Here is a 25,893-nt window from a genome sequence, read left to right on the forward strand (position 1 = left end):
GACTCACAAAGGCTTTTCTCCGACCGTCGTTCGCTTCGTTTGCTTCAGCCGTTTAGATCCTTCGCCGGGCGCTCGCGGTCGGTTCGTCCTCGAAGAAGCCCTTGACGATCTTCTCCTCGGCGCGGTGGAGCGTCTCGCTACAGGTCGATTTGGCCATGTCCTGCGCGTCGGCGAGTTCGGTCAGCGTACACTCCCGCGGGGTGTCGTAGTACCCACGCTCGATCGCCGCCTGGACCAGCGTCGTCTGTCGATCGGTCAGCACCTGCTCGGGTTCGACGTGCTGGCGCAACTGCTCGACGGTGAAGGAGATGCCAAGCGTCTCCAGTTGCTCGCCGAGTTCCGAGAGGCGGTCCTGGGAGGCCGTCAGTTCCCAGCGCGCCTCCCCATCGCGGATGTCGAAGGGGAGTTCCAGCGGGATCCCGGAGCCGATGATCGGGAACAGCAGGAGTGGATCGGTGGTCTCGAATTGCACCAGAGCAGTGTCTTCGTGTCGGCCCAGCACCGCCAGATCGGTGACGGTCTCCTCCTCGTCGATCGCACGGACGACCGCCGGCACGTCCGGGCCGTCGACTTCGACCAGTCCAACGCCCGATTCCTCGCCCTTCGGGAACGCCGAGAGGACGCGAATGCACGACTCGGGATGATCCTGCGAGAGCGCGCCGATCCAGATCCGCCGGGGGATCGACAGCGTCAGCGTCGCATGTACCATGTCTTGAACGTGTTCGGGCCGAACCAGGGTAATTGTTCCGAACATGTTCGACAGCGGCGGCTGCCAGTTGGGTTCACCCGCCGCAGGGCCGAACGTGTTCGACGACAGATTGACGCCGCCGGGGGTCCCTGTGGTGACCATGCAAGAGGTCACTGTCTCGCGGGACGTGGCGGCCGATCCCGAGTCGATCCGGGCAGGATTCGAGGATATGGGGGCGTTCATGGACGCTGCGGGATTCGACGACGTCACCGTCGAGGGCGACCGTGTGACGGTCGAGCGTGCGATCGGACTCGCGGAACTCCAGTTGACCCTCGAAATCGTCGACAGCGACGACGCGCTGACCTACGAGCAGCTCGAGGGCATGTTCGACGAGATGACGACCACCTATCGTCTCGACGGTGCGGACGGCGAGACGACGATCACCGCACAGACACAGTTCGAACTCGGCGGCGTCATCGGGGCGGCCCTCGACGCGACCCTGATCAAGCGCCAGCGGACCAAGGAACTCGAGGATCAACTGGCGTATCTCGGCCGGGTCGCGACTGGAACCTAACCGACAGCCGACTACCCCGGCAATCGCATCGCGAGGCTGTACATCTCGCCCGTCGACTCCGATCCGACCGTTGTCGCGATGTCCTCGGCCCGTTCAGCTAGCAGATTTCCCGCTGTGCCAGCATCGTCGGCGAACTCCTGAGCAGCGTCAGCGTGGGCAGAAACGTGTGATTCGGTCCACGGGACCGGATCGAGCACGGATTTCGTCCGATCGTGCGTCCAGCCGTGTGTTTCGAACACGCCCTGAAGGACGCGGGCCGGATAGAACGTCAACGCCGACCGGCCAACGGCGAGTTCGGCGGCCGCGTTCTCGACGGCGAAGAGATCGGCCATCGCCGCTTCGCCCGGCAGCGGTGCGTAGTCGTCGACGAGCAGGTGCGCACCCGGGGCCGCGACGCGTGTCACCTCGGCGGCGATATTTTCGAGTGCCGCCGGCGGAACGACGTTGCACAGCGCGTGGGCAGTGACGACCTCGACCGAATCGTCGGGGAGTGGAATCTCGCGAAGGTCGGCTTCGAGCACGCGAACCCGATCCGGATACTCCTGGCATACTCGCTCACGGACCGTCTCGGCGTGCTCGCGCTCGTTGGTCACCGCGACGACCTGGGCTGCGCCCGCGTCGATGAGTCCGGCGGTCGCGTTGCCCGCGCCAGCGCCGGCTTCCAGGCAGTGCGCGCCATCGACAGGGCGATCGGCGAGCGCCGCGGTGACGGTCTCGGGAACCTCCATGCTAGTGATGGAGTTGTTCCGGCACCGGACTCCCGTCGTGACGGGCGTCCTCGCGAACGGCGCGCTGGGCCGCGGCGTCGAGCTCCGCGAAGCGGTCGCCCGCATCCAGAACCATCTGCACGAGCTTGGGATCGCCGGGGCTGACGACGCTGGTGACGCCCTGGGAAAGCGTGTAGTTCAGCCGATCGCGAATCGCCTCCGGCGTGTCCACCGGCTCGTACCAGTTGGCGTAGGGTCGGCGATGCTCGGGCAACTCCGCGGTCGGGGGCCACGAGCCGCCGGCGAAGGCCTTGATCGCCAGCGTGCCGACGTCCTCGCGGTCGGCGCGATCGAGGACGGCCTGGTAGTCGTACTCCTCGTCGTCCTTCGCGTCGACGACGGGGTTCAGCGGGAACATCACCGTCGCGAGGTCGTCGATCCGATCGAGCGCGTCGAGGATGAGGCCCGGATCGCCGTGGCTCGTCAGGCCGATGTGCTCGATGAGCCCCTCGTCTTTGGCCTCGCGGAACGCCGCGAGTGCCCCGTCGTCGGCCGTGATTTCGTCGAGTTCGTCCTCGTATTCGAGGCCGTGGACCTGATAGAGGTCGATCGTGTCGACGCCGAGGCGATCCAGCGATCGTTCGAGTTTCTCCCAGGCCCCCTCGTAGGAGCGTTCCTGGGTCTTACAGCCGAGGAAGATCTCCTCACGATACTCTCTGAGCTTCGGGCCGAGCTTGAGCTCGGCGTCGCCGTAGGTCGGCGCGACGTCGAAGTGATTCACGCCGTGATCGAGGACGAGTTCGACCAGCTGGTCGGCCCCCTCCTGTTCGAGCCAGTTCAGCGCGATCGCGCCGAAGGTGACGACGCTTGAGTCCTGACCGGTCGTGCCGAGCGGACGGGTTTGCATACGTGACCGTACTCGCGTGCGGACCATAAGTCACCTGACGGCCCTTCGAGTTAGGAGTCTGCGAGTTCGAGCGTGAATCCGAATCCCGATTTCTCCTTGCCGATGTTTTCCCATTCTTCGTCAGGCCCAGCGACCTGAACGACCCTGTATGGTTCGGTACTCGCAAACTCGTAGGTTCCGGCCGGAAGACAGGCTTCCTGTCCGAATCCCAGCAGCGTGTAAAGCTCGGCGACCGACTCGCCCGGTGAAAGCTGGATGACGGCCAAGTCCGTTTCGTCACTTCCCGGGACCGCCGGCGCGCGCCAGCACCCGTCGGTCGGCTTCTTGGGCACCCACTCTTCGACAGGGGTCGTCCGTCCGGTCTTCTCGATACGGTCGGTGCCTCTGGGGATCGCCACCAGCATGTCGTCCGTGTCGACTCGACCGCCGACGTAGTTGCTGAACGGCAAAGTTCCTCCGAACGCGATCTGCCGCGGTGCGTCTGTCGACGCTGAATGTTGTACTTCGACCCGTATCCGCGCGGGCTGATCGGCCGAGAACGATTCGACAATGTCGACGGTCAAATCGAAGGAGTCCTGTATTTCAGCGGGGACGGTTGTATCCACCACTGAAACGGCTGGCGTGCGGACGGAACTACCGAACGGTTGCTCACACCCGGCGACGCCGAGAAGCCCACCGACGGCGGCAGTCTGGAGGAGGTCACGACGGGAAACCTGCATTGTCTCCGGGTTGTGCTGTCTTCTTGTTAAGAATTTATATCACGACCGTATCAGGCCTTGCAACGGCCTGTCATCGTCCGGCCGGAGCCGTCCTCAGCTTCTATCGGCCCGGATTCGCCTGTTTTACTCAAGAATCGTCGAGGGGCGCTTCAGATAGTAGTCCTGCTCAGTGACGCGCTGGTAGAGGCGATAGAGCGTCTCGACCGCGGCCGGATCGGGGTCGAACTGGATGTGGGGGGCCATGTGATACCCCTTCGCGCTCACCAGGAAGAAGTAAAGCGTCTGGTGGTGTTTCGGGCTGGCATCGACGACACCCAACTCCCCGCCGCCGAGGTCCTCGGCGAAGTCGTTGAGCATCCCGGCGATGTCGTCGTTGAGCTGTTCGTCCGGCCGGTAGGCGGGTGCGCCGAAGGTCTGCTGGAGGAACTCGGTCGTGTTCGCAAGGAAGGGGTTCGAGTCGAGGCCCGTCGGATCGACCGCTGCGAAGGTCTCGTAGAGATCGAGCAACGCGTGCAGTTCGTCGTCGGTGAGCGCGACCGGCATCACGGGATCACCCTGTGGGATCGCGTAGTCCGGGAACGAGTACGATCCGGGGTCCGGGAGATTTTCGAAGACGTCCTCGAGTGCCATGCGTGGACATACGACCCAGTCATGCAAATGGTTGGTGTCGGGCCGGAGGGCGGTGTTTAGTTAATCGAGTCCCGGTTGAGAACAGCCAGAAAGCCCCGAGTGGCTCCGGTCGAGGGCCTCGCTGCGCTCCTCACTGCGTTGCGGTGCTTACTTCGCCCGTCTTCCCGGTGCCACTCGCCCCTTTCAGTCCCACCCAAGGCCGGTTGGTCAGCCAGCATGGGCGGGACTGAAAGGGGCCGCGCTCTCAGCGAGCCCCGACGACGCAAGCACCTACCGGAGCGCAGCGAGTCGCGGCAGCTGAGAGCGCGGGGGCTTTCTGGCTGTTGGAAGCGATTCCTGCTAAAGTAAACACTACCGGCCGGAGTCGGCTGCACCATCCCCCTCACCGACCAGTCGGGACGCTTTTCACGGCGCGATTCGGATTCGCGAGCATGAGCGATATCGAACAGCAATTCGTCGACAGCGGCGTCGTCGCGGTGCTTCGGAACATCGACGCCGACGCGATGGTAGACACCGTCGAGGCCCTGCATCGGGGCGGCGTGACTGCCTTCGAAGTCACCGTCGACGCGCGCAACGCGAGCGAATTGGTCGGGGACGTCGTCGAGACGTTCGACGGCGAGGACGCGGTCGTGGGTGCCGGGTCGGTGCTCGACGCTGCCGCGGCTCGGTCGGCAATCGAGGCCGGCGCGGAATTCGTCGTCGGCCCCACACTCGAAGAAGACGTCATCGAGACGGCCAACCGCTACGATACGCTGGTCGCGCCGGGCGTGATGACCCCGACCGAGGCGCTGCGGGCCGCCGAAGCCGGGGCGGACCTGATCAAGGTGTTCCCGGCCGCGACCGTCGGCCCGGGTCATCTCAGTGCGATCCAGGCCCCGCTCGGTGACCTGCCGTTGATGCCGACCGGCGGCGTCGGACCGGACAACGTCGCGGACTTTTTCGATGCGGGCGCGACCGTCGTCGGCGCGGGGAGCGCAATCATCGATTACGACGCGATCGAGCGTGGCGACTTCGAGGCCGTCGAAGCGCATGCCGCCGAATTCGTCGCGGCGGTCGAGGACGCCCGCGACTAGCGGCGTTTTCGGGCACCGTAGCCGGGGGAGTATCGATCGTCGCTCGAACATTCGATGAGAAGATACTTCCCCGTCGCCCTCCCTTTTAGCGAACATGAGCGAATACACAGTCACCGGGACGTTTCAGGCCCGTGACGGCTGGCAATCGTTCGAGACGGAGATCGAAGCACCGAACGAGAACGTCGCCGAGGAGCACACCCTTGCGGAGTTTGGCTCCCAGCACGGGCTCAAACGCTCTCAGATCGAGATCGAGGGGGTAGACGCATGAGTCTCGGTGGTGGCGGCGGCGGTCAGCAGCAACTCCAGGAGATCGCCCAGGCGATCGAAGCGATCGACGAGGAACGCGAGGAACTCGAAGCGGAAGTCCAGGACCTCCGCACCAAGCAGACCGAGATCGACGAGGCGATCGACGCCATCGAGACCCTCGAAACGGGCTCGACCGTCCAGGTTCCCCTCGGCGGCGACGCCTACGTCCGCGCGGAAGTCCTCGATATGGACGAGATCACCGTGAGCCTCGGTGCCGATTACGCGGCCGAGCAGGGACAGGACGACGCGACCGACACCCTCGAACGAAAGAAAGCGGCCATCGACGACCAGATCGAGCAGCTCTCCGAGGAAATTTCGGAGCTCGAAGAGGAGAGCCAACAGCTCGAACAGCAGGCCCAGCAGATGCAACAGCAGCAGATGCAACAGCAGATGCAGCAGATGCAACAGCAGGAAGGCGGCGAAGAGTAGGCGATGTTCGACGGACTGCGCGAGAAGCTCGGCCGCTTCAGCGACGACGTCGAAGAAGACGTCGACGCCGACGCCGTCGAAGAAGGTGAGGCCGACGATATCGATGACAGCGGGGCCGACGCTGAGGCCCCGGGTGAGGGTGGGTCTGCGGGAGATGTCACCCAATCCGCGGCAGAGAGCGACGCATCCAGCGAATCCGATGCAGACGCTGAATCGACGGACGACACGCAGCCAGCAGACGGCACAGCCGCTACTGAGACGTCTGCCGAACCGGACGCGTCCACCGAGGACGCGGCGGAACCCGACCGTGGCGTCGCCGAGCGGGCGAAACTCTTTGCGACCGGTAAGACCGTCATCGACGAGGACGACCTGCAGGACCATCTCGATGATCTCGAACTCACGTTGTTGAGCAGTGACGTCGAGATGAGCGTCGCGGGCGAGATCCTCGACGGCGTCGAGGCGAACCTCGTCGGCGAGACGCGCCGGCGTCTCCAGAGCACGGGCAACCTCGTCCAGGATTCCCTCCGTGAGGCCCTGTACGACGTCATCAGCGTCGGGCAGTTCGATTTCGAGGAGCGCATCGCTTCGGCCGAGAAGCCGGTCGTGATCGTCTTCACGGGCGTCAACGGCGTTGGGAAGACCACGACGATCGCCAAGCTTGCCCAGTATCTCGAGGAGCGTGGCTACTCGTCGGTGCTGGCCAACGGCGATACCTACCGGGCCGGCGCGAACCAGCAACTCGGCGAGCACGCCGACACGCTGGACGTCCCCTACATTTCTCACGAACAGGGCGGCGACCCGACGGCAGTCATCTACGATGCCGTCGAGTACGCTGAAGCCAACGACGTCGACGTCGTGCTGGGCGACACGGCGGGGCGACTCCACACCAGCGAAGGGTTGATGGATCAACTCTCGAAGATCGAGCGCATCATCGAGCCGGACATGACGCTGTTCGTCGACGAGGCCGTCGCCGGCCAGGACGCCGTCACTCGCGCGACTGAATTCAACGACGCCGCCGAGATCGACGGCACGATTCTCACCAAGGCTGACGCCGATCCGCAGGGCGGCGCGGCGATCTCGATCGCCCACGTCACGGGCAAGCCGATTCTCTTTCTCGGCACCGGCCAGGGCTACGATCACCTCGAACGGTTCGACCCCGAGGAGGTCGTCGATCAACTGACGCTCGGCGAGTGAGCGTCTCCCCGACAACCACCCCTGTCCGTGTCGTAGCTGTCGGCACGCCTCGCCTCTTCCCATGAGCATTGACACGTGCTGCCGTGTCAATCACGATTATCCGTGCGGGTACAGTATGACCTGTCAGATAAATGAATACAGTCGAACAGTGGAAACAGGAGAAACACCCGCTCGACGTCATCGAGGACGTCACCGAGTACGCGGCGGGTGGGCTCTCCTTCGACGAGATCGAGGACCGCGCCGGCGACGGCGAGTGGGAGCGCCTGAAGTGGGCCGGGCTGTACGCCCACGGTGAGCACGACGATTTCTTCATGAAGCGGACGAAGGTCCCCGGCGGGTACCTCACGCCCGAGCAGGCCGAGGTGATCGGCGAGGTGGCCGAGGAATACGCCACCGCTCCAGCCGAACACGGTGGCGAGGACCAGAACGAAATCTGGGGTGACGCCTATTTGGACATCACGACGCGCCAGGACATCCAGATGCACTGGATCGAGGTCGAGGACGTCCCCGACATCTGGGCGACCTACGACGAGGTCGGCCTGACGACGGTCCAGGGGTGTGGCGACTCCGCGCGGAACGTCCTGGGGTGTCCGGCCGCCGGACTCGACGACCACGAGTGTTTCGACGCCCAGCCCGTGATCGACGCCGTCAACGAGTTCTTCACGGAGAACCGGGAGTACGCCAACCTGCCCCGGAAGTTCAAGATGACGATCACCGGCTGTGCCCACGATTGTGGCCAGTCCCAGATCAACGACGTCGGCCTGACGCCGGCCCGGAAGGAAGTGGATGTCTCCGGCGAAGCCGGAGGCTCGTCGGACTCGTCCGACGGTGGCACCGACATCTACGGCTTCCACTGCAAGGTCGGCGGCGGGCTCTCCGATGGCCCGCGGATGGCCACCCAGATGGATGTCTTTGTTCCACCCGAAGACGCTGTCGAGTTCTGTCGCGCCATCGCCCAGACGTTCAAGGAGCTGGGCGATCGGTCGAATCGCGGCGTCTGCCGGATGCGCTACCTTGTCGAGCAGCTCGGCACCGAGGAGTTCGAGGCGGCGGTCCGACGGCGCTGTAGCGTCGATCTCCCGGAGAGCGGCGTCGACCTCACCGAGGGCTACGCCGGCGACCACGTCGGCGTCCACGACCAGAAACAGGACGGCCTGAAGTACGTCGGCTTCAACGTCATCGCGGGCCGGATGAGCGGCGAGGAGTTCGTCGAGGTCGCCCGCGCGGCGAAGAAATACGGCACCGACGACGCCTCGATCCGGCTGGCGACCGACCAGAACTTCCTGATCACCCACATTCCGGCCGAGAACGTCGGCGACCTCATGGCCGAGCCGTTCGCCCGGAAGTACAGCCCCGACCCCGGACCCTTCTCGCGGGGCGCGGTCGGCTGTACCGGCTCGGAGTTCTGCAATTACGGCATCATCGAGACGAAGAATCGCGTCTACAAGTGGGCGAAAGCCCTCGACCGCCGGATCGAGACGCCAGACGACCTCGATGTCGTCCGGATGCACATGTCCGGCTGTTCGGCCTCCTGCGCTCAGCCACAGATCGCCGACATCGGGTTCCGCGGCGAGACGGTGAAGGTCGACGAGCACGAGGCGCGAAGCGCCTCGGAACGGTCGAGCGGTGACCAACCGCGAGACCCCGAGGATTCGACAAATTTCGAGGGCGACGCGATCGTCGAGGGGATGGACTTCGGCCTGGGCGGCGCGCTCGGGACCGACAACGAGTTCCTCGACTGGGTCGAGACGGCCGTGCCGGCGCGGGCGGTGATTCCCGCCCTGGAGGAACTGTTCGCGGCCTACACCGAGGAGCGCGATGAGGGCGAACGGTTCTACGCCTGGTGTCGCCGGGTCGAGAACGATCGCCTTCGGACGATCATGCAGCGGGCCGACGCGCCCGTCGCGGCCGGGGTCGCCCAGGAGACGGGCGGCCGGGGGTCGAGTGATGACTGATGACCCGCTGCCGGGCGTCCCTGGCGGTCGCGACGAGTCGGAACGTGACCAGGGCGACGCCTGTAGCTGTGGCGGACAGAGCACATCGGGCGGAACGGCCGATGTCCGGTCAGACGGTGGCTCGAAGCCAGCGAACGTCGACGAGCACGGCCAGCTTCGGGACACCGAGTTTACCGAACCCACCGCCGAGGCGAGCCAGGACGTCTACGAGACGCCGCCCGACCAGCGCGTCCAGCGACCCGGCGAGGAACACCTCGAACTCGACACCCCCTCGTACGAGATCCGCTCGCGGATGAGCGATATCGAGACGCCCGACGAGAAGACGTGGTTTATGGAACTCGATGACGCCGTGATCGACGACGGGCGGTGCATCCAGTGTGGCACCTGCGTCGCCTCGTGTCCCAGCGACTCCATCGGCGTCGACGAAAATGGCCTCCCCGAACTCGTCAAGATGTGCACCGGCTGCTCGCTGTGCTGGGACTTCTGTCCCCGCGGTGGCCTCCGGTACGAACGCCAGTGGAAGATCACCGGCGGCGACGACAACGTCTCCGGGGCCGGCGATCCGATCACCGAGTTCTCGGCGAAGGTCGAGGACGACTGGCGGGAGAACGCCCAGGACGGCGGGCTCGTCACGAGCGTGCTGTGCCACCTGCTGGAGGCTGGCGAGATCGACGGCGCGCTCATCGCCACGGAGAGCGACGAGGATCCCTGGAAGGCCGAGGCCTTCCTCGCCACGACACCGGAGGAGTGTATCGCAAACGCGGGCTCGATCTACACCCAGACGATGGCACTCGGCAACCTCGACTTGCAGCAGTGGGATCACAAGATCGACGGGCCGATCGAGGACGCCTCACTTGCCCTCGTGGGTACTCCCTGCGAGATCGAGGGGATCCGGGCGCTGCAGGACTTCGAGTGGGAGTACGGCAGCCACGAGGAGGGCGTCCGGGCGATCGACTACGCCATCGCGCTCATGTGTACGAAGAACTTCAACTACGAGCGCCTGATGGGCGAGCAACTCGTCGAGCAGCGCGACATCGACCTCGACAACGTGGGCAAGATGGACGTCCTCGACGGGAAGCTGATGGTCTACGACCACGACGGCGAGTTGATCGTCGACGAGGACGTCGAGAACTTCCACGACGCCGCGCTGAAAGGCTGTGACGAGTGTGCGGACTTCATGGGCTACTGTGCTGATCTGACGGTCGGCTCCGTGGGGTCGAGCGACGAGTACTCCTCAGTGATCGTCCGCACCGAGACAGGGTTGGACGCCTGGAACCTGACGAAGGACGATCTGGACTACCACGACCTGGAGGACCGCTCGGCCGTCGGCGGCCTGCAGTCCTGGGACAAGAAGAAGGCCTTCGATGCGCTGGATCGACCGTTCGACCCCGACGCGCCGCGATTCATCGAGTACACCGACCACGTCGAGGACTACGGGACGACCATGAATCCTCATGACGAGGGGCACTGACCGACAGTCGAAAGAGGTGGTATCCCTTGGGGCTCAGTACGTTTGCACGTCCACCTTTTCGATCCGTTCGAAGTGTTCCCGGTTCCGCGTCAGGACGGGTTCGTCTTCGAGCAGGGCCGTCGCAGCGATCACGCAATCCTCACGATCGATCCGCTCACCGTTGGCGGCGAGTTGGCCGGATATCTGACCAGCCCGTCGCATCACGTCCTGATCCGCCGGGACGACGACTTTCGAATCAAGCACTTCCAGGACGGCCGTCCGTTCGTCTTCAGGCCGTCCCGACTGGGCGACACCCTCGTAGAGCTCCAGGACGGTGACTGCCGAAAGCTTCTCGGGGATGCGCTCGCGTTCCATCCGCCTCACCGCCTCGAATGCACCCTCGTCTCCCCGGATGATGTCGACGACGAACGACGTGTCCTGAATCATTTCTTCCCGTGGCTCTCTTCGACGGATTCCCGACGTCGTTCACGCGATCGAGCGCGACCCCGCTCGATAGCTGCTTCCAGATCGTCGGTTTTGCCCTCCCAGATTCCAGCGACTTCCGACCAAGACCGTTCACCGGCCAGTCGCTTGACGACGTCGCTAAAGCTTTCCCCCTCGTGTTTTTCTGCCCGGAGACGCTCGTAGGCCTCCTCGTCCAGCGAAATGGTTTTCGTCGCCATTAATACACAGTTGTGTATGTACATACTTAAAAATACGTGTCGATTGATGGTTTGGTACGGAAGGCGTCCTTCGTTATCCCGAACATCTAATTGTATCAATCGAAAATAACGTGGTAGTGTCGCTGCTTTCGAGCGAGTCGACCACGGCGGGCCAGATTGCTCGTCTCTTTGCCGCCGAGACGGCGGAGTACGTCAAACTGCTCGTGGTCTGGGCGTTGATAAGTCTGGCCGTCGGTCCCAGCGTGCCGCGAGCCACTTTGGTTGCAGTCGTCCTCGCTGTGATGGATGTCGTTGATCGGCGACCGTGCGTCGGGAATGCGTTCGCGTTCCTGGGCGTGAGAGTATTTCTCCAGCCGGTTGCCTTCTGGTGGTTGTTCGTCCCAGGCTGGTCGTGGCTGTATTTTCCCACACAGGTTGCCATTCTCGCGATCAGCTTCGTGGTCGCGTTCCACTGGGGGCCGCTGGAGACAAGCCGACGGCTTCGGGAGGGACTCGACAGGGTCGTCAAAACCGACCCGGGTGCGGGTGCTCATTGACTACCTGGTGTACGTCCGCACCGATTCGATCCCGTCATTGCCGAATCCGAAGACATCCACGAAGGCAGCGATTTCCTCGCCGTCGTCGTCGAGGAGCCGGCCACGGACGGCGAGTTCGCCGTCACCGTCGCGATAGATCGCGTCGATCGGGTGGCTCGTCTCCCGGTTCGGTCGCTCCTCCCGCATGAACTGGACGAAGCGGTCGCGTCCGTCGAGGGTGAGTCCCGGACGGTCGTGGACGAAGTCGGACGCGAGCAGCGACGTCAACTGATCGTAGTCGTGGTCGTCCAAGGCGTCATAGAACGATCGCACGCGGTCTGCGGGATCGTCAGTGGGCATACTCGACCCACGACGACTGGACACAAGGGCCTCTCGACTCGGGTGGACGGCCTTTCGAGACCCACTCGGGAAGCGGCGGCCGCTCAGGACTGTCCGTCCTCGCCGTTCTGGGACTGCAACTCCTCGGCGATCTCCTCGATCTCTTCCTCGGTCACGTCCGTTTCGGCGTCGGCAGCGTCGCCCTCGCTCGCTTCGGAGTCCTCGCCTGCCCCAGCGTCCTCGGCCGCTGCACTGTCCCGACCGGCTCCCTCGCCCTCCTCGGCCGGCCGGTCGCCCGCGGCCGTCCCGTCCGGGTGGGACTGTTCGGGCACGTCGTCGATGGACGTCTCCGGTCTCCCCGCCTCGCTCGGCGCGGCGTCGGTCCCGTCGGCCGGGTCCTCGGCCTCGTCAGCCTCGGCCAGTGCGTCGGCGATCTGGTCGTCCTCGGCGCCGTCGGGGTCGTCGATTTCCATTCCGGCCCCGGCGTATTCGCGCATCCGCCTTGCGGTCTCGGTATTCGGGCCGTCCTGGTCCGGCAGGTCGTCGTCATCCCCGGTCTCGATCGTCACTTCGTCGAGTTCAAGCTCGACACCGCCGGCCGCCGTCCCCTCGTCCATCCCCGACCGAATCGCCTCCATCGCGGAGACCGTGTCGTCATCCTCGAGTGCATCGGGATCGATGGTCACCACGTCATCCTCGACGGTGATGTCGTCCGGATCGAGCGGTTCCGCCAGGTTTCGGGCTGTCTCTAAGGGTGATTCGGCGTCCTCGCGGTAGGCGTTGCCCTCCTCGCCGTCCCCACTGGAGAAGGCGTCGGCCGCCTCGGCGAGCCAGTCGGCGGCCTGCCAGAGCGCGTTTGCTTTCCGCCGGGCACGTTCGAAGTGATCGGAGAGATCGCCGTCGTCGACGAACCGGCCGGCCGAGGCGAACTGGTCCGTGGCGGTCGTGAACTCCTCGCGGGCGCGATCGAAGTCCCCCCGTGAGACCATCCAGTCGTGGGCCTCGAACTCACCCATCGCACTCGTAAACGCCCGCCGGCCTTCGATGTAGTGGGCGTGGGCGACACGATACCGCGAGACAGCCGCCGCGTCACCGCCGATGTCGCCGACCGCTCGCTGGATCGGTTCGGTCGGCGGGACTTCCCGGAGCTCGCGGGTCGACCAGGTATACTGAACGACGCCGTCCAGATCGATGACGAACACCGCCCGCTCGGTCAGGTGCTGACCGTGGTCGTCCTCGAAGCTGACGCCGTAGGCGTCCGCTACCTCGCCGCGGGTGTCCGCAGCCAGCGGGATCGCGAGATCGTACTCCTCGGCGAACGCCCGGTGGCTGAACACCGTGTCCGGCGCGATCCCGATCACGGCGACATCCGGTTGCATCGTGAACAGATCCAACTCGTCGAGGTCGCTCTCCTTGCCACAGGCCGGATTGAAGTCGCCTGGATAGAACGCCAGAATGACGATCCGATCGCCGAGGTACTCGTCCAGCGACACCGACTCGATGTCGCCCTCCACAGCGGCAGGGAGCGTAAACGCAGGCGGCTTTTCCCCGGACGACAGCATGACCAAACGTTGTAAAGCCGGCGGCATAAGGGTACCCCGTGCTTTCGTCGCCTGAAGACGCCCCGATCAGGGGATCTTTCGTCGCCGTCTTCGAGGTGCTTTTGGGTTGGTGGCCGCTACGTCGTCCGTGGAGCTACACGTCCGCTACGAGGGCGACGACGACCCCGAGAAGTGCACGGCCCGGAAACTCGACCGGATGGACATGGTCACCCTCCATCGGTCAGCCCGGGTGACCCCGGCGGGAGTGGTTCTCAACCCCTTCGCCGACCGTGCACTCTCGCCGGCCGACGCCGACCACGACCGGTTGATCGCCCTCGATTGCTCGTGGGAGACCGCCGAGCGCGAGGCTTTCGACTTCGCGGGCGTCCAGCGGTCCTTACCCTTCCTGGTCGCTGCCAATCCCGTCAACTACGGGACGCCCTTCCAGTTGAACACCGTCGAGGCGCTGGCCGGCGGGCTGGTCATCCTCGGCGAGCGCGACCACGCCGAACGCATCCTCTCGAAGTTCCGATGGGGCCACACGTTTCTGGAACTCAACGCCGAGCCACTCGAACGGTACGCGGCTTGCGAGGACTCAAGCGAGGTCGTCGCGGTTCAGGAGGAGTATCTCGTCGAGGAGTCGGACTAGAACGATAGCGGCATGTCGCTCAGTGCGTGCCAAAGCCGGGCGTCGGCTCCGGCGGATCGAGCGGGCTTTCGGGGAGACCGCCTTCGACATCGGGGTCGTTGAACGCGCTCGGCGCGACGTCGTTCGGGCCGTCAGGGTAGAACAGCGACGCCAGCGCCTGGATCTGTGTCCGGCCGACGCCGAGTTCGAACTGCCCGCCACCGTACATCGTGATATCGTTGTCCAGACAGTACGAAACGACGTCACAGAGGCCTTCGACGCTGCCGATCCGGGAGGGTTTGATGTTGACCCACCGCGGCTCGAAGGAGACTGATTTGAGGGATTCGACGCTCGTGACTGGGACGTCCCACGAGAGGCGGTTGGCATGTTCGGCAAGCAACGGCTGTGTCTCTTCGCTCGCGGCCGGATCTTCGACGACTGCCGTCGGGAAGGCACCGAAGACCCGCTCGTAGAGCGATACGTTCGGCGGCTGATGGACATCGGCGTGGGCATATTGCCCCTTCAGATCCAGAATCCGGACGGCGTCGGTCGCGGCGAGCCGATCGATCAACTCGGCGGTCCACTCCGGCGTCGGGTCGAGTTTGAGTTCGACGTCCGGATACGCGTCACGCAACCGGGCGATCCGGTCGAAGGAGGGAGACTCACCGAGGGCGGTGCTGACGACGAACCGGACCGGGTCGTACGACCGCTCGAACACGTCACCGAGATCGAGCCCCGCTTGGGCGAGCCCAAGATCGAGCGCCGCACTCTCGAGGGCCCACCGCCGATATCGCCGGGATGGCGGTCGTTGCGGGCCGCTCGGAAAGAGATCCATCGACGCGACGGTGTCGGCAAAGGAACCGAACGTGTATGCGCCTTCGAGGGGAAACGGCCCGGACTCGGCGAGTGCGTGGTGGTCCTCGCCGTCGTAGGTCACGTCTTCGCCGCGGCCGACGTGGCCGTCTCCCCGGAGCAGTACCGTCGTCGTCGTTCGCGTAAATCCGCTCGACGTGTCCTGTTCGCGCTGTTGTAATTCGACGTCGTCGATCGTCACCGAGAGGTCGGCAACCCGCCCGTAGTCCATACCGCTTTCTGTGAGCGAAGCGGTATAAGCGATGGGTCGCGAGTCGGGGCCGCATCTCGCAAACGTTAAACGCCCACACCGGCAAGCCAGCCCATATGGCTCAATTCGACAAAGCGGAGGGGCGAACCCTCGACAAGCAGATCTGCATGCGCTGTAACGCCCGCAACCCCGAGCGCGCCGACCAATGCCGGAAGTGTGGCTACGGCAACCTTCGCCCGAAAGCCAAGGAACCCCGCAACGCCTAACCGCGCTACTCCTGCACCGGGGAGAGCCAGGCCACGCACTCCGAGACCGGAGTCGGCTGTCGACCGAGCGCTCCCGAGTCAGAAGTGCTTTCTCTTTTGACGACTCACGATTCTGTATGGGAATCGGCGATGTCAGGCAGGTAGCGACCGGTTCGTGTACCGATCTGTGGGTCGTCGACACTGGCATGTACGAGGTGAGTCAGTACGGATCGGTGTATATCCTCGACGCCGCGCGACCGGCGATCGTCGAAACCGGTATCGGAACCCACGCCGATCGTATCCTCGATGCACTGACGGAAGTGGGACTGGCTCCCGAGGAGATCGAAGTGATCGCGGTGACGCACGTCCATCTCGATCACGCCGGCGGGGCTGGCTTTTTGGCCGAGGCGTGTCCGAACGCGACGTTCGTGGTCCACGAGATCGGTGCGCCGCATCTGGCCGACCCCGGGCGGCTCTGGGCGGGGACCAAGCAAGCCGTCGGCGACCAGATCACCCACTACGTCGAACCGGAACCCGTGCCCGAAGATTGCATCCAGCCGATCGCGGACGGCGACCGGATCGGCCTCGGCGAGCACGCCCTGATCGCCCATCACGCCCCGGGACACGCCCCTCACCAGGTCGTCTATGAAGACCCCGAAAACGACGCCGTCTTCACGGGTGACGCCGCCGGGTTGTACGCCCCCGAGCGCGATCAGGTCGAACCGTCTTCGCCGCCGCCGGACTTCGACCTGGAGCAGGCGCTGCGGGATGTCGAGACGATCCAGGACGTGAACCCGGGAACCCTACTGTACTCGCATTTCGGGCCGGCACTGCTGACCGATCAGCTGGACGCCTATGCCCGAACGTTGAGTGATTGGGTCCAGGCCGTGGCAGCGACTCGAGACGAACTTGGTTCGGATGCAGCCGTCGTCGAGCACTTCGCCGGCGAGACGGCCGCGAGCGACATCTGGGGGCCGGAGAAAGGGCGAGGCGAAACGGCGATGAACGTTCGGGGTGTGTTAACGTACCTGGATAGCACGGCGTGATACCGCCGGAATCGCCCGTTTTATTGCGATCGGGCGTGTGCTGACTGGTATGGAGGTATCTCTGTGAGCGCGGGCGGAGCGGATCTGATCGTCGTGCTGGTAGCGATGATCTTCGCGCTTGGCGTCGGTGCGCAGCTGTTGGCCGCGCGCTTGCGCCTTCCGAGTATCATTTTCTACATCGCGGCCGGGCTGGCGATCGGGCCGCTGTCCGGGCTGGTCCTTCCGTCGCGGCTGTTCTCGCTCGAAACCTTCGGTGCGGCACCGCTCTCGGCGATCGTCGGCCTTTCGGTGGCAATTATCGTCTTCGAGGGGGCCTTTCACCTCCACATCGACCGGTTACGCGAGGCACCGGCGGCGACGTTCCGGCTGGTCACGCTGGGAGCGGGGATCGCCCTGGTCGGGACCGCTGTCGCCGTCAAGTTCGCCTTCGGGACGACCACCTGGGGGCTATCATTTCTGATCGGTGCCCTGCTCGTGGCGACGGGGCCGACGGTGATCGCGCCGATCCTGCAGGTCGTCCCAGTCCGCGACCGCGTCGCCGCCGCGCTCGAAACAGAGGGGATCGTCAACGACGTGACGGCGGCGATCACGGCGGTCGTGGTCTTCGAGGTGATCGTCCTCAGCGGCGCACCGCCCGTCGAGTTACTCAGCGCGTTCGCCGAACGACTCGGCCAAGGCATACTCGTCGGGGGAATCGTCGCCGCCATCGTCTACTACCTGCTGCGCTACATCGACCTCTCGCCGGGGGACGCCCCCCGGAACGCCCGACTGTTGGTCCTTGCGGGCGCAATCGTCGCCTACGCCGGGGCGAACTACCTCTCGGGCGAGGCCGGCGTTGCCGCCGCCGCGACGGCGGGTATCATTCTGGGGAACATGGACATCCCCTACGAGGAGGAGATCACTGCATTCAAGGGCGACGTAACGCTGTTGGTGCTTTCATTTGTGTTCATCACGCTTGCGGGCATTCTCGAACTCGACGTCCTCATCGAGGTCGGCGTGCCCGGACTCCTCGTCGCGGTGGCGGTTGCAGCGGTGATCCGGCCCCTCCTGATGTTCGTCTCGACGGTTGGCGGCCGGTTCACGTTTGGCGAACGGGCGTTCATGAGTTTCGTCGGCCCACGGGGGATCATTCCGGCCTCGGTCGCGACGCTGTTCGCGATCAACCTCCAGTCCAGATCGTCCGATCTAGAGACTCAGGCCGCTGAGGCAACCGGCGAGACGGCGACCGATCTCCTGGCCCAGGCCGCGACCCTCGATCAGCAAGCGCAGTTGCTCATCGGGACCGTCTTTCTGGTCATCCTCACCACGGCCGTCATCGAGGGGGGCCTGGCACGCTACATTGCACAATACTTAGACGTGATACCAATGCGAGTCATCATCGTGGGCGGCGGCCGAGTCGGCCGCGCGCTCGCCGACCGATTAGAAGCCCGTGGAGAGAACGTCGTCATCATCGAAGACGACGAAACACAGGTCGAAGAAATCCGTAATGACGGCTTCACCGCGATCATCGGCGACGGAACGGATACCGACGTCTTACGGGAGTCCGGGGCGAACAACGCCAAGACAGTCGTCGCCGCGACTGGCGATGACGACACCAACCTGCTGGTCGCCCAGCTTGCAAGCACCAACTTCGAAATCGAAGACGTCATCGCCCGGGCGAACAACCCCGACAACGTCGAGGCCTTCAAGGACCTGGGCGTCCGGACGATCTCCTCGTCGCTGGCGATCGCATGGGCGATCGACAACCAGATCGAGCGCCCGGCGATCGCCCACTGGATGACGGACGTCGACCGCGTCGGCGACGTCCAGGAAGTCGAGGTGACCAGCGAGGATCTGATCGGCCGGACGCTCCGTGAGGTCGGGCCGGAACTTCCAGACTCGTGTCTGATCGCGCTCGTCAACCGTGACGGCGAGACGATCGTACCGAACGCGGAGTTTACGATCCAGGCCGGCGACAAGGTGACGCTGCTGGGCGAGAGCGACGCGGTCCGGGAAGGCATGGCGTTCTGTCATCCGGAATGAGGAAGGTACCGCTCCGAACCCGGCGACTGCCGTGACCAACTACAATGGCTTCCGGTGTCCTCATCGACGTGGCGGTTATTCTCCTGACGTCGAGTGCGATCTGGCTCGGGAGCGGCTGGCTCGAAGGGGCCAGCGAACGACTGGCGACGCATTACGGACTCCCGCAGGTGGTCCAGGGGGCCGTGATCGCCGCCGTCGGATCGAGTATGCCCGAACTCGCGACCGTCGTGGTCGCCGGACTGGCTGGCTCGCTCGCACTCGGCGTCGGCGGGATCGTCGGGTCGGCGATCTTCAACGTCCTCGTCATCCCCGCGCTCGCCGGGCTCTTGACCGACGAGCCGATCGAGTCCAACCGGACGCTCGTCTACAAGGAGGCCCAGTTTTACATGCTCGCGGTCTCGGTCCTGCTGATCACGTTCGCGCTGGGAGTCATCTACTATCCCGTCGACGGTGTCGCGCTGTCGGGGACGATCACCCGGCCGCTTGCACTCCTTCCACTCGGACTGTATGGGCTGTACGTCTTCATCCAGTACCAGGACACCGCCGATCACCGGGCAAGCACGGTCCCGCCAGCGGATGGCAATGCTATCGAACCGGGTCGACAGTGGGGCTTGCTTGCAGCCGGGCTGGTCGTGATCGTCGTTGCCGTCCACTTCCTCGTGGAGTCGGTGTCCGCCCTCGGCGAAACCTTCGGCGTTCCCGCGTTTATGTTGGGTGTGACGATCATCGCCGCCGCGACCAGTTTGCCGGATGCGCTGGTGAGTGTCCGCGCCGCACGGGAGGACCGTGGGGTGACGTCGCTGGCGAACGTCCTCGGCTCGAACACGTTCGATCTGCTGGTGGCGATCCCGGTCGGTGTTCTCATCGTCGGTGACGCGGCGATCGACTTCGCGATGGCCGTCCCGATGTTTGGCGTGCTCACGGCAGCGACGATCGCGCTCTTCACTGCGCTTCGGACGGACCTCTGGCTGTCCGATCAGGAGGCGTTTGGCCTCCTTGTTCTCTATGGAGTGTTCGTCGGCTGGGTCGTGCTCGAAACCGTCGGCGTCGCGGTCGATCTGCTGCCGAACGCGTAGCTCTCAGCAGCATTGCCATCCCAGTGCTTGCCCTTGGGACCAACGCTGTAACGTGCCCGGCTTCGACCGCGCTGTGGGCAAGCCATTGTGTCTCTGGACGTCCGTGATGGACGTGATATATGAAATAGGAATGATATACACGTGGTAGCTGTTGGCGTCTTGAATTCGCGAACTGCCTCGAAGACCGCTGAAACGGCTGTTATCACGTCCGATACCGTTCATCTGCCAATCACGATGCCGGACAGCGTCGAAATCCGCCAGTAGCAACCTTCTGATATATAACTGTCAGAATCGCTAGTGTGGGTGTTCACGTGCCTTCCTATATTATATCCAATGTTCAATTTATATCTGGTATATCTCCATCTTCAACCGGGTCCCACTCTAATTATCATTCGTTTATTTGTTTTTTCTTCTGTTGAATATACGTATGGGAATTTAAGTGTGCGTAGCGTTTGTAAGTATCCGAGAAGCGGTTGCCGGACACAACATAGACACGAACCATGATGGATTTCGATATCACACTCACGAGACGGCGCGTACTGGCAAGCATACTCGTCATCGGACTCGCTGCGGCGGCGGCCGGTGTCGGGACGTTTGCGTTGTTCAACGACGAAGCGGCTTCGAACAATAACATCGCTGCCGGAAACCTGGAACTTGACTCAGTTAGCGGGAGTTTCAATGTTAGTGGTCTCTACCCCACACAAAGTACGGATCAATCGATTACGACGACGTATACGGCCGGGGTCCCGGCCGACTTGAGTCTCGAAGTGGATGTCACTGATGACTCCTCCTTCTCGGACCAACTCGACGTCGAATCGGCGGACTTGCTCGTCAATGGCACGTCAGTCGGGAGTTTCAGCGGGGGATCCACCCTGTCGCAATTGGCGGGAAGCTACGATGACGTCGCGACCCTGTCAAGCGGTGAGGACGTTCCTGTCACTTTGAATGCAAACCTGACACTCGGTCGGGATACTGACAACAGCTTTCAGGGTGACGACGTCGACATCACAGTGACGTTCAACGCCACCCAACAGACGTAACGTCCCCACATTCGCCTCGCTGGCGGCTGAGTGGTACGTGATTCAGCAAAGACGCATTGATGCATCCAGCAGACATCGACCGCCGACAACTCGGGACCATCGCGGTAGTAGTTGCTTTCCTGCTCGTCTTCGGCGCCGTTTTCGTGACGACGGTCCCACAGCTTGCGGGCGCGGATCACAGCTACGTCGTCCTCTCCGACAGCATGTCGCCGAGTATCGACGCCGGATCGGTCGTTTTTGTCAGTGAAGTTCCCACGGATTCCATCGAGGAAGGGAACGTCATAACCTACGTCGCCTCGGAGAACGCCGAGGGGACGACGCGGATCACCCATCGGGTCGTCGATGTCGAAACAGCGGACGGGAACCGACAGTTCCGCACGAAGGGCGACGCCAACGACGAACCAGATGGGCAACTCGTCGCCGCCTCGGCTGTCATCGGGACCGTCCAGTTTCACATCCCCTTGCTCGGGTATGTACTCAACTTCGCCAGTTCGACCACGGGAGTGATCGCACTCGTCATCGTCCCGGCGGTTCTGCTGGGAGTCTCGGAAGCGTGGTCGCTGTACGTAGACGCCAGCAACGGGGGGGACGAGCGGTCGTGAATCCACGAAAAGCTCTCGTCGTCGCGGTGATCGTCGGTCTGTTCGTCGCCGGCAGCGGATTCACTGCCGGCGCGACGACCTATGGGGTATTTTCCGACGCAGACACGGGCACTGGATCGATACAGGCGGCCGCATCCTTCGACGTGCCGGGTGATGGTCCCTGTGTAGACACGAACGGAAACGGTGAGTGTAACCCGGGGGACGCTCCGGTCGACCCGGATGAGCTGAGGACCTTCGACAACGCAAGTGCCGACCTGGTGATTCCGGCGAGCGTCGGAGATATCTCTACGAAGAAAGCCGACATATCGATCACGGCGAATACTATCACTTCCGAGGTAGATCTGACGACGAAGAACGCTGAGATCGACCTGAATGCCGGTACTGGGGGCATCGATCTGGCCGGCACGAACCTGACACGGAACGGTGGCAACGGTGCCATCACTCTTCACTCGGCGGGCCCAGTGACGCTGTCGAATGCGGGGGTCAGCACGAAGGGGACTGTGGCTGTCTCGGCGGATGCCGGACTCGACCTCGACGGGATCACCATCGATACGAACAAGGAAATCACGCTCCGTGCGAGGACGATCTCGGCACACAATGCGGTATTGACCAGTAAAACTCGAGATATCGTCCTGGGAGCGACGAGGATGGGTGGTGGTGCGTTGACTGCGTCCGGGGCGGCCATCACCGTCGAAGGTGGGAACGGACAGGTCACACTCGAATCTGTCGGGAATATGTCCCTTGACGAGGCGACGATCACAACAGCGAACCGCCAGCCGACGGCCAACTTGACCAGCAGCGAGGCGATACTCGACGTAACAGCGACAGAGATTCTTGGGAAATACACCACCATCGCGTACACGCCCGCGAACGTCACTATCGAGCCACCGGACAGCGAATCTGTGGTCGGGCAGTGACTCCCGACGGGATCTAGGTCTCGCTATTGATATTTGAGCCGCCACCGATTAGTGACTGCCGTCCGATCGAACTGGTATGGCAACGGCCCGCCCGGAGTGGCTCCACCTCGAGGGCTCGCCCTTCGACGAGGAGCGCTTCCGGAACGTGTGGTTGCTAGCGCTTGGGACCTACGGCGTCGGCGATATCGTCACGACGATCACGATTGCCTACTTCAGCCGAGTTCACGTCGAGTCGAACCCGCTCGTCAACCTCGCGATCGATCTCTTTGGCGGCGGTGGGTTTCTCGCGCTGAAGTTGCTCGTCCTGTATGCCTGTCTCGGCATCAGCATCTGGGCCGGTCGCCTCGAAGACGATTATCTTCTGTTTTACGGCCCGCCGATTTTCCTGGCGATCGTCGGTACCGTAATCACCGGCATCAACCTCGGGTTGCTGTTTTCCTGAAGGCGGACGTATCGAGTCAGTAACTCACGAGATCGTCTTGTCGGCGTCGATAGCGGGGTCTTCGATGTACCGATCCTTCCAGGTCCCCCGGAGGAACCAGGCGACGCCGACGGCTGCGCCGACGATGTTACCAAGCGCCATGCCGACCCAGACGCCGGTTGCGCCCCACTCGAAGAGAAACACCAGGATGTAAACGCTCCCGACACGGCCGAACCAAAGCGTCAGGATCGAGATGACCATCGCCGTCCGGGTGTTTCCGGCTCCCCGGAACGCCCCGAGAATCACCTGCGTGACGCCGATGAACGCGAACTCCACCGAGCGAATCCGGACGTACTCGACGCCGTTTGCGATCGTCGCGGGCGCGTCAGGCACGTCACCCATGAACGCGGCCACGATGGGTTCGGTGAAGGCGACGGCGACGATGGCGACGACCGCCATCACGCCCGCGCCGGTTCCGGCAGCCAGCCAGGTCGCCCGCGAGGCACGGTCGGCCCGACCGGCTCCGAGATTCTGGCCCACCATGGTGTCGATCGCCCGGCCCAGCCCCATCGCCGGCAGGAAGACCAGCGAGATGAGCCGGTTGCCCAAGCCGTAGGCGGCCACGACCGGCGGCGTGAACGTGACGATCATCGCCGTCAGGGTAATCATCGCCAGCGCGCTGGTCGACTGCTCCACCATGCTTGGCGTCCCAAGCCGAATGATGTCCCCGATGACCTCGAAGTCAGGACGCAAGTGCTCGAACGTGACGGCGGGGCCGATTCCCGTGCCGAACAACAGCCAGAGGCCGATTCCCGTGCCGACGCCACGCGAGAGGATGGTCGCCAGTGCTGCCCCCTCGATGCCGAGGCCGGTGAAGCCGGTCGCGGCGTGTAACGACGTTTCCAGTCCGCCGAGGCTGAGCCATTCGAACAGGGGGTTGCCGGCGAACCCGAAGATGAAGAAGGGATCGAGGAAGACGTTCAGCCCGACGGAGACGACCATCACGAACATCGGGGTTCGCGTGTCGCCGTAGCCCCGCATCAGCGCCGAGAAGATGAAAAACCCGAACATCAGCGGAATCCCCATGAAGATGACTTCCATGTAATCGGCTGCCAACGGGATGATAGACGCCGAAGTCTCGGGATCGCTCGGGAGGAGTTCGAGCGCAGGCCGGGTGTAGAAGTACCCGACGATGCCGATCACGACCGACAACAATCCGACGAACGAGACGGTCTGGCCCGTTACCAGGCCGGCCGAGCGATCGCCTTTCGCGCCGGTGTACTGGGCGACCAGAATCGCTCCTGCGGTGGTAAAGCCACCGGCGACGGCGATCAGCAGGAAGATCAACGGGAACGCGAGGCTGATCGCGCCGACGGCATCCGTCGAGAGTCGGCCGAGCCACAGTGTGTCGGCGATGTTGTAGGTGACCTGCAACAGCTGGATGACGACGATCGGCCAGGCCAGCCCGATCAGCGGCCGGATCAGATCCCCTTCAGTGATGGAGTCCGTTGCCCCGCTTTCATCGCCCGCGTTTGTGTCCGATTTGGCATCGGCTGACGCCGGCGGCTGTGGGTCGTCGGCCCCGGCTTCGGGGGACGGATCCGACTCGTCGCGTGGCGGACGATCGCTCACTTCCGTTTGAGAGGGTCGAACGGTGAATCAAGGTTGTGATCCCGGATCCATGCAGAGCGCAGTGTCGTCTTCGACGTCGGCTACGTTCGACGCGACCCGTGCCGTTATGGGACTCGATCACGGGTATGCTAGCGATGGCCGCTTTCGAACCGGGAACGAACATCCCCCGGGACGAGTTCGACTTCACACACCAGCCGACCAGCGAGCAGTCCTTCGGGAATGCCCTGGCGAAGGCCCGTGACGGGATGCGACTGCACGTTGCGGACGCAATCGAGTTACTGACGACCGGCAGTGACTCGCCGGGGATCGACCGCGAACGCAAGGAGGCAGTGCTCGAAGCGGCCGATCGCCGCCGGGCCGAGGTCGTCGGCGAGGACGTCACCGTCGTCGCCAACCTCAACAACAACGTCACGACTGCCTGCGACACCGGCTGTCTGTTCTGTAACTTCAAGGACAGCGCCGAGCAGTTCCGGGCCGACCGCCCCGACGATCATCCCGGATTCACCAAGACGCCCGCCGAGTCCCGCGAGATCGTCGCCGAGGCCGTCGAGCGCGGCATTTACGAGGTAACCTCCGTCTCGGGGTTGCACCCCGCCTTCGCCTTGGACGAGGAGCACCGCGAGCTGCTGGAGGCCGTCGATCCCGAGGATCGGGGGACGGTGAACTACCGCCCGCCAGACGCCTACACAACCGACCCCGGCACGTACGTCGAGCAGATCGAGGCGATGTCCGTCGGCGGCGTTCACGTCCACTCGATGACGCCCGAGGAGGCCGCCCACGCCCGTCGGGGCACCGACTGGGACTACCATGAGGTCTATCGTCGTCTCCAGGACGCCGGGCTTGACAGCGTCCCGGGTACCGCCGCGGAGATTCTCGTCGACGAAGTCCGGGACGTGATCTGTCCGGCGAAGATCGACACCGGCGAGTGGCTCGCGGCGATGGAGGCCGCAGCCGACGTGGGCCTGGATATCACCTCGACGATCATGTACGGCCACGTCGAGAACGAGGCCCATCGGGCGCTGCACCTGAAACGGGTCCGTGATCTTCAGGATCGGACTGGCGCGATCACCGAGTTCGTTCCGCTGTCCTTTGTCCACCCGAACACGCCCCTGGCCGAGAACGGGATGGTCGACAGCGGGGCCACCCGAGCGGAGGACGAACTCATGATTGCCGTTTCGCGACTCTTTCTCGACAACGTCGAGCACATCCAGTCGTCGTGGGTCAAGTACGGCGACGAGTTCGGGCTGAAACTGCTGTCCTGTGGCGCGGACGACTTCATGGGGACGATCCTCTCCGAGGAGATCACCGCCCGCGCTGGCGGGGACTTCGGCCAGTATCGCTCGTTCGCGGATTACGACGAACTCATCCGGTCGGTCGGTCGCCGGCCCGTCGAACGCTCGACTGACTATCGCCAGCGCGAACCGATACGTGGCGAGCCGCCCGGCCCGCGACTCGGGCCCAAAGCTGACGGGACGCCGCTGATCGAGTGAT

General features: G+C 64.0%; 29 protein-coding genes. 18 read left to right on the forward strand and 11 right to left on the reverse strand.

Annotated features, from left to right (window positions below; all coding sequences use genetic code 11):
• Positions 1–52: 52 nt before the first annotated feature.
• The gene (locus SVXhr_RS01455; protein WP_275740849.1) at positions 53–709 is read right to left on the reverse strand and encodes a helix-turn-helix domain-containing protein; all 657 of its coding nucleotides are present in this window, start codon (positions 707–709) and stop codon (positions 53–55) included.
• A gap of 139 nt (positions 710–848) precedes the next feature.
• Here SVXhr_RS01455 and SVXhr_RS01460 point away from each other — a divergent pair, with 139 nt between their 5' ends.
• Positions 849–1,262 carry an SRPBCC family protein gene (locus SVXhr_RS01460; RefSeq protein WP_275738845.1) on the forward strand — a complete coding sequence of 138 codons (414 nt, stop codon included), beginning with the start codon at positions 849–851 and terminating at the stop codon, positions 1,260–1,262.
• Between the two features lie 11 nt (positions 1,263–1,273).
• Here the strand turns inward: SVXhr_RS01460 and SVXhr_RS01465 are convergent, their stop codons facing one another.
• The 4 genes from SVXhr_RS01465 to SVXhr_RS01480 form a co-directional block, all read right to left on the reverse strand.
• A complete protein-coding gene (locus SVXhr_RS01465; RefSeq protein WP_275738847.1) occupies positions 1,274–1,990 on the reverse strand; it encodes a class I SAM-dependent methyltransferase in 717 nt (238 codons plus the stop codon).
• Between the two features lies 1 nt (position 1,991).
• Positions 1,992–2,876, reverse strand: coding sequence for an aldo/keto reductase (locus SVXhr_RS01470; RefSeq protein ID WP_275738849.1), 885 nt, complete (start codon positions 2,874–2,876; stop codon positions 1,992–1,994).
• Positions 2,877–2,926: 50 nt separating this feature from the next.
• Positions 2,927–3,595, reverse strand: coding sequence for a twin-arginine translocation signal domain-containing protein (locus SVXhr_RS01475; RefSeq protein WP_275738851.1), 669 nt, complete (start codon positions 3,593–3,595; stop codon positions 2,927–2,929).
• 123 nt (positions 3,596–3,718) lie between these two features.
• Positions 3,719–4,225, reverse strand: coding sequence for a hypothetical protein (locus SVXhr_RS01480; protein ID WP_015789082.1), 507 nt, complete (start codon positions 4,223–4,225; stop codon positions 3,719–3,721).
• Between the two features lie 431 nt (positions 4,226–4,656).
• On the opposite strand from SVXhr_RS01480, the gene eda reads away from it, so the two are divergent.
• The 6 genes from eda (at position 4,657) to SVXhr_RS01510 (ending at position 10,653) form a co-directional block, all read left to right on the forward strand.
• Positions 4,657–5,298 (forward strand): bifunctional 4-hydroxy-2-oxoglutarate aldolase/2-dehydro-3-deoxy-phosphogluconate aldolase, encoded by a 642-nt coding sequence (gene eda / locus SVXhr_RS01485; protein WP_275738854.1) that lies wholly within the window; start codon positions 4,657–4,659, stop codon positions 5,296–5,298.
• A gap of 94 nt (positions 5,299–5,392) precedes the next feature.
• Complete coding sequence (rpl18a, locus tag SVXhr_RS01490) at positions 5,393–5,566, forward strand: 50S ribosomal protein L18Ae (RefSeq protein ID WP_008525576.1); 174 nt, start codon at positions 5,393–5,395, stop codon at positions 5,564–5,566.
• Positions 5,563–6,033, forward strand: coding sequence for a prefoldin subunit alpha (gene pfdA, locus SVXhr_RS01495; RefSeq protein ID WP_275738860.1), 471 nt, complete (start codon positions 5,563–5,565; stop codon positions 6,031–6,033). Before rpl18a ends, pfdA begins: the two co-directional genes overlap by 4 nt.
• Positions 6,034–6,036: 3 nt before the next feature.
• Positions 6,037–7,227, forward strand: coding sequence for a signal recognition particle-docking protein FtsY (gene ftsY / locus SVXhr_RS01500; protein WP_275738862.1), 1,191 nt, complete (start codon positions 6,037–6,039; stop codon positions 7,225–7,227).
• A gap of 131 nt (positions 7,228–7,358) precedes the next feature.
• Positions 7,359–9,182 (forward strand): ferredoxin--nitrite reductase, encoded by a 1,824-nt coding sequence (locus tag SVXhr_RS01505; RefSeq protein WP_275738864.1) that lies wholly within the window; start codon positions 7,359–7,361, stop codon positions 9,180–9,182.
• Positions 9,175–10,653 carry a Coenzyme F420 hydrogenase/dehydrogenase, beta subunit C-terminal domain gene (locus SVXhr_RS01510; RefSeq protein WP_275738866.1) on the forward strand — a complete coding sequence of 493 codons (1,479 nt, stop codon included), beginning with the start codon at positions 9,175–9,177 and terminating at the stop codon, positions 10,651–10,653. The genes SVXhr_RS01505 and SVXhr_RS01510 overlap by 8 nt, the downstream gene beginning before the upstream one ends.
• Positions 10,654–10,686: 33 nt before the next feature.
• Here SVXhr_RS01510 and SVXhr_RS01515 read toward each other — a convergent pair whose 3' ends face one another.
• Both SVXhr_RS01515 and SVXhr_RS01520 read right to left on the reverse strand, forming a co-directional pair.
• The gene (locus SVXhr_RS01515; RefSeq protein ID WP_275738868.1) at positions 10,687–11,079 is read right to left on the reverse strand and encodes a type II toxin-antitoxin system VapC family toxin; all 393 of its coding nucleotides are present in this window, start codon (positions 11,077–11,079) and stop codon (positions 10,687–10,689) included.
• Positions 11,076–11,315 (reverse strand): antitoxin VapB family protein, encoded by a 240-nt coding sequence (locus SVXhr_RS01520; protein ID WP_275738870.1) that lies wholly within the window; start codon positions 11,313–11,315, stop codon positions 11,076–11,078. Before SVXhr_RS01520 ends, SVXhr_RS01515 begins: the two co-directional genes overlap by 4 nt.
• A 116-nt stretch (positions 11,316–11,431) precedes the next feature.
• On the opposite strand from SVXhr_RS01520, the gene SVXhr_RS01525 reads away from it, so the two are divergent.
• The gene (locus SVXhr_RS01525; protein ID WP_275738872.1) at positions 11,432–11,851 is read left to right on the forward strand and encodes a hypothetical protein; all 420 of its coding nucleotides are present in this window, start codon (positions 11,432–11,434) and stop codon (positions 11,849–11,851) included.
• On the opposite strand, the gene SVXhr_RS01530 is transcribed toward SVXhr_RS01525, so the two are convergent.
• The gene (locus SVXhr_RS01530; protein WP_275738874.1) at positions 11,852–12,190 is read right to left on the reverse strand and encodes a nuclear transport factor 2 family protein; all 339 of its coding nucleotides are present in this window, start codon (positions 12,188–12,190) and stop codon (positions 11,852–11,854) included.
• A gap of 83 nt (positions 12,191–12,273) precedes the next feature.
• Positions 12,274–13,731 (reverse strand): redoxin domain-containing protein, encoded by a 1,458-nt coding sequence (locus SVXhr_RS01535; RefSeq protein ID WP_275738876.1) that lies wholly within the window; start codon positions 13,729–13,731, stop codon positions 12,274–12,276.
• Between the two features lie 127 nt (positions 13,732–13,858).
• On the opposite strand from SVXhr_RS01535, the gene SVXhr_RS01540 reads away from it, so the two are divergent.
• On the forward strand, positions 13,859–14,359 hold the full coding sequence (locus SVXhr_RS01540) for a DUF367 family protein (RefSeq protein WP_275738878.1): 501 nt from the start codon (positions 13,859–13,861) through the stop codon (positions 14,357–14,359).
• Between the two features lie 19 nt (positions 14,360–14,378).
• Here the strand turns inward: SVXhr_RS01540 and SVXhr_RS01545 are convergent, their stop codons facing one another.
• Positions 14,379–15,422, reverse strand: a complete 1,044-nt coding sequence (locus SVXhr_RS01545; RefSeq protein ID WP_275738880.1) for a hypothetical protein — start codon at positions 15,420–15,422, stop codon at positions 14,379–14,381.
• A 95-nt stretch (positions 15,423–15,517) separates the two neighbouring features.
• Here SVXhr_RS01545 and SVXhr_RS01550 point away from each other — a divergent pair, with 95 nt between their 5' ends.
• The 8 genes from SVXhr_RS01550 (at position 15,518) to SVXhr_RS01585 (ending at position 22,791) form a co-directional block, all read left to right on the forward strand.
• A complete protein-coding gene (locus SVXhr_RS01550; protein ID WP_275738883.1) occupies positions 15,518–15,667 on the forward strand; it encodes a 50S ribosomal protein L40e in 150 nt (49 codons plus the stop codon).
• A gap of 116 nt (positions 15,668–15,783) precedes the next feature.
• A complete protein-coding gene (locus SVXhr_RS01555; protein ID WP_275738885.1) occupies positions 15,784–16,692 on the forward strand; it encodes an MBL fold metallo-hydrolase in 909 nt (302 codons plus the stop codon).
• A 105-nt stretch (positions 16,693–16,797) separates the two neighbouring features.
• Positions 16,798–18,714 (forward strand): NAD-binding protein, encoded by a 1,917-nt coding sequence (locus tag SVXhr_RS01560; RefSeq protein ID WP_275740851.1) that lies wholly within the window; start codon positions 16,798–16,800, stop codon positions 18,712–18,714.
• 44 nt (positions 18,715–18,758) lie between these two features.
• On the forward strand, positions 18,759–19,790 hold the full coding sequence (locus SVXhr_RS01565) for a sodium:calcium antiporter (protein WP_275738887.1): 1,032 nt from the start codon (positions 18,759–18,761) through the stop codon (positions 19,788–19,790).
• 500 nt (positions 19,791–20,290) lie between these two features.
• The gene (locus SVXhr_RS01570; RefSeq protein ID WP_275738889.1) at positions 20,291–20,830 is read left to right on the forward strand and encodes a TasA family protein; all 540 of its coding nucleotides are present in this window, start codon (positions 20,291–20,293) and stop codon (positions 20,828–20,830) included.
• A gap of 59 nt (positions 20,831–20,889) precedes the next feature.
• A complete protein-coding gene (locus tag SVXhr_RS01575) occupies positions 20,890–21,432 on the forward strand; it encodes a signal peptidase I (RefSeq protein ID WP_275738891.1) in 543 nt (180 codons plus the stop codon).
• Positions 21,429–22,349 carry a hypothetical protein gene (locus SVXhr_RS01580; RefSeq protein ID WP_275738893.1) on the forward strand — a complete coding sequence of 307 codons (921 nt, stop codon included), beginning with the start codon at positions 21,429–21,431 and terminating at the stop codon, positions 22,347–22,349. Before SVXhr_RS01575 ends, SVXhr_RS01580 begins: the two co-directional genes overlap by 4 nt.
• 76 nt (positions 22,350–22,425) lie before the next feature.
• Positions 22,426–22,791: a hypothetical protein gene (locus SVXhr_RS01585; protein WP_275738895.1), complete on the forward strand. Its 366-nt coding sequence runs from the start codon at positions 22,426–22,428 to the stop codon at positions 22,789–22,791.
• Between the two features lie 24 nt (positions 22,792–22,815).
• On the opposite strand, the gene SVXhr_RS01590 is transcribed toward SVXhr_RS01585, so the two are convergent.
• Positions 22,816–24,402, reverse strand: a complete 1,587-nt coding sequence (locus SVXhr_RS01590; protein WP_275738897.1) for an MATE family efflux transporter — start codon at positions 24,400–24,402, stop codon at positions 22,816–22,818.
• Positions 24,403–24,536: 134 nt separating this feature from the next.
• Here SVXhr_RS01590 and cofH point away from each other — a divergent pair, with 134 nt between their 5' ends.
• The gene (gene cofH, locus SVXhr_RS01595) at positions 24,537–25,892 is read left to right on the forward strand and encodes a 7,8-didemethyl-8-hydroxy-5-deazariboflavin synthase subunit CofH (protein WP_275738899.1); all 1,356 of its coding nucleotides are present in this window, start codon (positions 24,537–24,539) and stop codon (positions 25,890–25,892) included.
• Position 25,893: the final 1 nt, after the last annotated feature.

The organism is Halorhabdus sp. SVX81, assembly GCF_029207715.1.
In the GTDB taxonomy this organism is placed as follows: Archaea; Halobacteriota; Halobacteria; order Halobacteriales; family Haloarculaceae; genus Halorhabdus.